General features: G+C 46.6%; 6 protein-coding genes, 1 tRNA gene and 1 pseudogene. All 8 read right to left on the bottom strand.

Going from position 1 to position 4,799, the window contains the following annotated elements; genetic code table 11:
- Positions 1 to 19: 19 nt before the first annotated feature.
- Positions 20 to 94, bottom strand: a tRNA-Gln gene (locus tag PHV77_07525).
- Between the two features lie 42 nt (positions 95 to 136).
- Complete coding sequence (gene gltX / locus PHV77_07520; GenBank protein MDD5505121.1) at positions 137 to 1,444, bottom strand: glutamate--tRNA ligase; 1,308 nt, start codon at positions 1,442 to 1,444, stop codon at positions 137 to 139.
- A complete protein-coding gene (locus PHV77_07515; GenBank protein ID MDD5505120.1) occupies positions 1,441 to 1,992 on the bottom strand; it encodes a 2-oxoacid:acceptor oxidoreductase family protein in 552 nt (183 codons plus the stop codon). The genes gltX and PHV77_07515 overlap by 4 nt, the downstream gene beginning before the upstream one ends.
- A 1-nt stretch (position 1,993) precedes the next feature.
- The gene (locus tag PHV77_07510) at positions 1,994 to 2,764 is read right to left on the bottom strand and encodes a thiamine pyrophosphate-dependent enzyme (GenBank protein ID MDD5505119.1); all 771 of its coding nucleotides are present in this window, start codon (positions 2,762 to 2,764) and stop codon (positions 1,994 to 1,996) included.
- 48 nt (positions 2,765 to 2,812) lie between these two features.
- The gene (locus PHV77_07505; protein ID MDD5505118.1) at positions 2,813 to 3,886 is read right to left on the bottom strand and encodes a 3-methyl-2-oxobutanoate dehydrogenase subunit VorB; all 1,074 of its coding nucleotides are present in this window, start codon (positions 3,884 to 3,886) and stop codon (positions 2,813 to 2,815) included.
- On the bottom strand, positions 3,873 to 4,112 hold the full coding sequence (locus PHV77_07500) for a 4Fe-4S binding protein (GenBank protein MDD5505117.1): 240 nt from the start codon (positions 4,110 to 4,112) through the stop codon (positions 3,873 to 3,875). The genes PHV77_07505 and PHV77_07500 overlap by 14 nt, the downstream gene beginning before the upstream one ends.
- Positions 4,100 to 4,480 carry a transketolase C-terminal domain-containing protein gene (locus tag PHV77_07495; protein MDD5505116.1) on the bottom strand — a complete coding sequence of 127 codons (381 nt, stop codon included), beginning with the start codon at positions 4,478 to 4,480 and terminating at the stop codon, positions 4,100 to 4,102. The genes PHV77_07500 and PHV77_07495 overlap by 13 nt, the downstream gene beginning before the upstream one ends.
- Positions 4,481 to 4,561: 81 nt before the next feature.
- Positions 4,562 to 4,690 (bottom strand): annotated as a pseudogene (locus tag PHV77_07490) (hypothetical protein).
- Positions 4,691 to 4,799: the final 109 nt, after the last annotated feature.

Below are 4,799 nucleotides of genomic sequence, written 5' to 3'. Positions count from 1 at the left end.
TTCGCCTGAGCGTCAAGGTTGGCTGCCTCGTCTGGACTTGAACCAGAAACAACTGATCCAGAGTCAGTCGTGTTACCAATTACACCACGAGGCAGCGTATTTTTAAAATATCTTCCTGCAATATTTTCTGATTATATCATGAAACGGCGCAAGCGCTAAGAAGGCGCTCAATCACCTTTTTCTTCCCAATAAGGCATATCACATCAAATATGCCCGGGGCTGCCGATGCTCCGGTCAGCGCCACGCGGGCCGGATGTATTATATCCGCGGGTTTTACCCCAAGCTCGTCCGATAAGCCCCTGACGGCTGTCTCAACAGCCGAAGGACTGAAATCACTGATAGTATCCAGCTTCTGCGCCAGTAATTTCAGGCGCTTTAGCTGGTCAGGGGAGCCGAGATACTGGTCTTTTGCCTGCGGGTCAAAAGCCGGCTTGTCTACAAAAAGAAACTTGCTTTTTTCAATAAATTCGTCAATGTTACAGAACCGAGTTTGAAAAGATTTTACAACACCTTCAAGCCATTGTCTATCACAATCTTGCCCGATTATGCCTCTTTGCTGAAGAAGCGTCTGGACATAATCCGTAAGTTCCGGTATAGGCTTCTGCCTTATGTATTCCCCATTAAGCCAATCCAGTTTTTTGATATTGAAAACAGCTCCAGTCTTAACAATAGACTTGAGAGAAAATAACCTTATTATCTGCTCAACGCTAAGTTTCTCCCTGTTGTCTTTTGGCGACCAGCCCATCAATGATATAAAGTTTACTATGGCCTCCGGGAAATACCCCTTCTGCCTGTATTCCTGTATAGACGTGGCTCCGTGGCGCTTTGACATGCGGGACTTATCTTCACCTAATATTAAAGGTATATGAGCAAATTTAGGCGGTTTTATGCCTAATGCCTGATATACCAATATCTGTTTGGGCGTATTGGCTATATGGTCATCGCCTCTTATCACATGGGTAATGCCCATCGCGGCATCGTCAACAACGCAGGCAAAATTATAAGTCGGCGAACCGTCGGATTTAATCAATACCAAGTCATCAAGGGTATTGGAATTGACTTCTATTTTATCGCGTATAATATCATAAAATATAATGGCGCAATCTTTTAAAACCTTAAGCCTTACGGCTTTGCCTTTTTCGGTCTGCTCATAATAAGCCTTGGCTTCGGATACAAGTCTATCCGCTGCTTCTTTATATATATCATACCGCCTGCTCTGATAATAAATCTCATCGTCCCAGCCCATGCCAAGCCATTGCAGGCTTTGCAGGATCTCGTCAAGAAATCTGTTATCCGAGCGCTCCTTATCGGTATCTTCTATACGAAGGATAAATTTCCCGTTCTGATTTTTGGCATACAACCAGTTAAAAAGCGCCGTGCGCGCGCTTCCTATATGCAAAAACCCTGTAGGAGACGGGGCAAAGCGCACCCTTACATCATTCATGCCAATAACGCCCCCTTGTCTAAAGCCTTGATATTCAACTCTATGGCATCCTTGTTGCCGGCAAAAGCTATCTTAATGCCCTTTACGATATCATCCCGGCTTAACATGGCCCTTTTTTTATTATAAGCGCCAAGCATTATCATGTTTGCCGCGCGCGCATCACCCATCTGTTGCGCGATCTCCGTTACGGGTATTTTTATAATTTCAACATCTCTCCTCTTCACATCTTCATCCGCCAGAGAGCTATTCAGCAGTAACAGGTTTTTCAACCCCGGTCTTTTATCGCGCGTTTTAAACATATCTATGAATTTGCCGAGAGAGGGTTTGTTCATTATAATTGCCGCCGTGCAGCAGCTGATTACAGGCGAGGCAATTTCTTCATCGGATACAACTACCATGCAGTGGGCTGTCCCTCCTCTTACTTCAGCGCCATAAGAGGGCATCCACGTGACATTAAGACAGCGGTTCATCGCGCTGTAAGCAATAAGCTTGCCTAATATCATTACCCCTTGTCCGCCAAAGCCGGCACACATAATCTGCTCTCTCATATTAAATCCTGTCCTTATAAACCCCCAAAGGATAATCCTTGGACATGCGTTCCTTAATCCATCGTAAAGATGCCTCAACAGAACGGCCCGTATAGGTCGGGCACATGGAAAGCACCTCAATCATTGAAAACCCCCGGCCCGCTAATTGATTGTCAAATGCTTTTTTTATGGCGCGTTTGGCCTTTATGACGCTTTGAGGCGATTCCACGGAAACTCTTTCCAGGTACGTGACTCCGTCAAGAACGGCAAGCATCTCAAGCACCTTTAGGGGGTTGCCGTCGCAGGCGGCATTTCTGCCGTTTTGGGTCGTGGCAGTCTTCTGGCCGATAAGAGTGGTAGGGGCCATTTGACCGCCTGTCATCGCGTATACGCCGTTATTAACAAACACAACAGTAAGATTTTCCCCCCTGTTAGCAGCATGTATTGTTTCCGCCGTTCCTATAGCGGCAAGGTCTCCATCGCCCTGATAGGTAAACACTATATTATCAGGCATGATCCTTTTTATGGCTGTAGCCACCGCAAGGCATCTGCCATGAGCTGATTCGGTGGTATCAAAATTCCAGTAATCATATGCCAGCACGGCACATCCTACAGGGGCAACAGCTATTATCCTCTCTCTTATGTCTAATTCATCTACTACTTCGGCAATGATCCTGTGCACTATACCGTGTCCACAGCCTGCGCAGTAATGAGTCGGAACATCGGTTAAGCTCTTTGGCCTTTTAAATATCTTGGCTGATGCCATAGATTCAAACCTTTTTTTAAAAAACATTTATTGCTATTCTTCCGGCAGGCCCGGTGAAAAAACAGCATATAGCCGCTATCTGTGCAGGCGCGCTATTTCCTGCTCTATTTCGTTTTGCGAAGGAATGCCTCCGCCCATTCTTCCTAAAAAATGTACCTCTGACCTGCCTTCTACGGCAAGCCTGACGTCCTCAACCATCTGCCCGGCGCTCATTTCAACCGCAAAAAAAACTTTGGCTTTTTTTGCCAATCTCTTTATAACCTGTTCAGGAAAAGGCCAAAGGGTTATAGGCCTCAACAATCCTACTCGCCTGCCCTTTGCCCTTAATGACTTTACCGCGGCTTTTGCCACGCGGCTTACCGAACCATAGGCGACAACGATAAATTTTGCCCCATCGCAATAATAGGCCTCATACCTCGTTTCTTTGCTTCTTATTTCCGCGTACACCTTCTGAAGGCTGATATTCAAATCTTCTAAAGCGCCTGGTTTAAGAAAAAGAGATTTGATTGATTGCGCCGGCCTTGCCTTGGCACCTGTAAGCGCCCAGGGTTTTTTCACAAAACCCGAGGTCTTTACTTTATATTTTGATATCTCAACAGGCTCCATCATCTGCCCGAGCATTCCATCCGTTAGTATCATCGCCGGAACCCTGTATTTATCCGACAGGTCAAAAGAGGCCATGGTAAGCGACATTGCCTCTTCAACATAGCCCGGGGCCAAAACTATCATATGATAATCTCCATGCCCTCCGCCTTTGGTGGCCTGAAAATAATCCCCCTGGCTGGGCGCAATATTGCCAAGCCCGGGGCCTCCGCGCATTACATTGACTATAACAGCCGGTAATCTGCAGGCGGCAAGATATGATATGCCTTCCTGTTTCAGGCTTATGCCGGGACTTGATGACGACGTCATTGCCCGCTTGCCCGCCACAGAAGCGCCAAAAACCATATTAATAGCCGACAACTCGCTTTCCGACTGCAAAAACACCCTGCCCTTCTGCCTCATGCGATATGACATAAACGCGGTAAGTTCATTCTGGGGCGTAATAGGATAACCCGCGTAAAAATCACATCCGGCGCGAACAGCGCCTTCACCTATAGCCTCGTTTCCTGTCATGAGGTGCTTCTTCGCGGATTTATCTTTTTTCATTTTTTCCTTCTTCAGAATCATTATCCAGACAAAGTTCAATGGCGCAATCAGGGCACATCATTACACAAAAAGCGCACCCGGCGCATTTGGCGCCTTCCTTAAACCGGGCCGGCTTTACGCCCTGTTTGTTGATGTTGTCTGAAAAAACAATAGAACCGTTAGGGCAATAGATGATACAAAGCCCGCACGCCTTACATCTTTGACTATTTATCTTTATTTTTGCCATCGTCTAATCTTATCCGCTATACCTTCTGCCGAAATGCCCATACCCCTTAAAAGGGATTGCCTTTTATCATGGGCGATAAAACAATCCGGCACACCCAGTCTGCGAACATCAGCTTTAACATTATTATCGCTTAATAATTCCAATATAGCGCTGCCGACGCCTGCTGATAGGGCATTGTCTTCCGCTATCAATACCCTGCCCGCGCGCTTAACATGCTTTAATATTGTATCACCATCCAAAGGTTTTATAAATCTTAAATTCACAACACCGGCGCTGATATTTTCCCTGGCAAGCATTTCCGACGCGTCCGCGGAGAGCATGGCCACATCCCCTGCCGCGAAAATGATAAAATCATCTCCTTCGCGCATGACCTCGGATTTCGCGTATTCAATGTCCCGGGCAGGTCCGGCTCCTTTGCCTTCGCCAAGAGGGCCTCCTCTCGGATACCTTATGGCAACAGGCCCGTTATAACCTACGGCGTATTCAAGCATAAGTTTAAGTTCCGGTATGTCTTTCGGAGCCATTAAAACAATATTAGGTATATGGCGCAAATAAGATATATCAAACACCCCGTGATGGGTAGCGCCATCTTCTCACACAACGCCTGCCCTGTCTAAGCAAAACACGACATGCAGGCCCTGCAAGGCCACATCATGTATAATTTGGTCATACGCTCTTTGCAAAAAT

The sequence above is a fragment of the Candidatus Omnitrophota bacterium genome (assembly GCA_028716165.1).
In the GTDB taxonomy this organism is placed as follows: domain Bacteria; phylum Omnitrophota; class Gorgyraeia; order JABMRG01; family JABMRG01; genus JAQUQI01.
Note: the sequence above shows the minus strand (reverse complement) of the source record. Positions and strands in the feature narration are given on the sequence as shown.

Bases quoted from the DNA above. Each gene is read 5' to 3' on its own strand.
- PHV77_07500 (MDD5505117.1), bottom strand. From the start codon at position 4,112: ATGGCAAAAATAAAGATAAATAGTCAAAGATGTAAGGCGTGCGGGCTT.
- PHV77_07505 (MDD5505118.1), bottom strand. From the start codon at position 3,886: ATGAAAAAAGATAAATCCGCGAAGAAGCACCTCATGACAGGAAACGAG.
- PHV77_07510 (MDD5505119.1), bottom strand. From the start codon at position 2,764: ATGTTTTTTAAAAAAAGGTTTGAATCTATGGCATCAGCCAAGATATTT.
- PHV77_07495 (MDD5505116.1), bottom strand. From the start codon at position 4,480: ATGCGCGAAGGAGATGATTTTATCATTTTCGCGGCAGGGGATGTGGCC.
- gltX (MDD5505121.1), bottom strand. From the start codon at position 1,444: ATGAATGATGTAAGGGTGCGCTTTGCCCCGTCTCCTACAGGGTTTTTG.
- PHV77_07515 (MDD5505120.1), bottom strand. From the start codon at position 1,992: ATGAGAGAGCAGATTATGTGTGCCGGCTTTGGCGGACAAGGGGTAATG.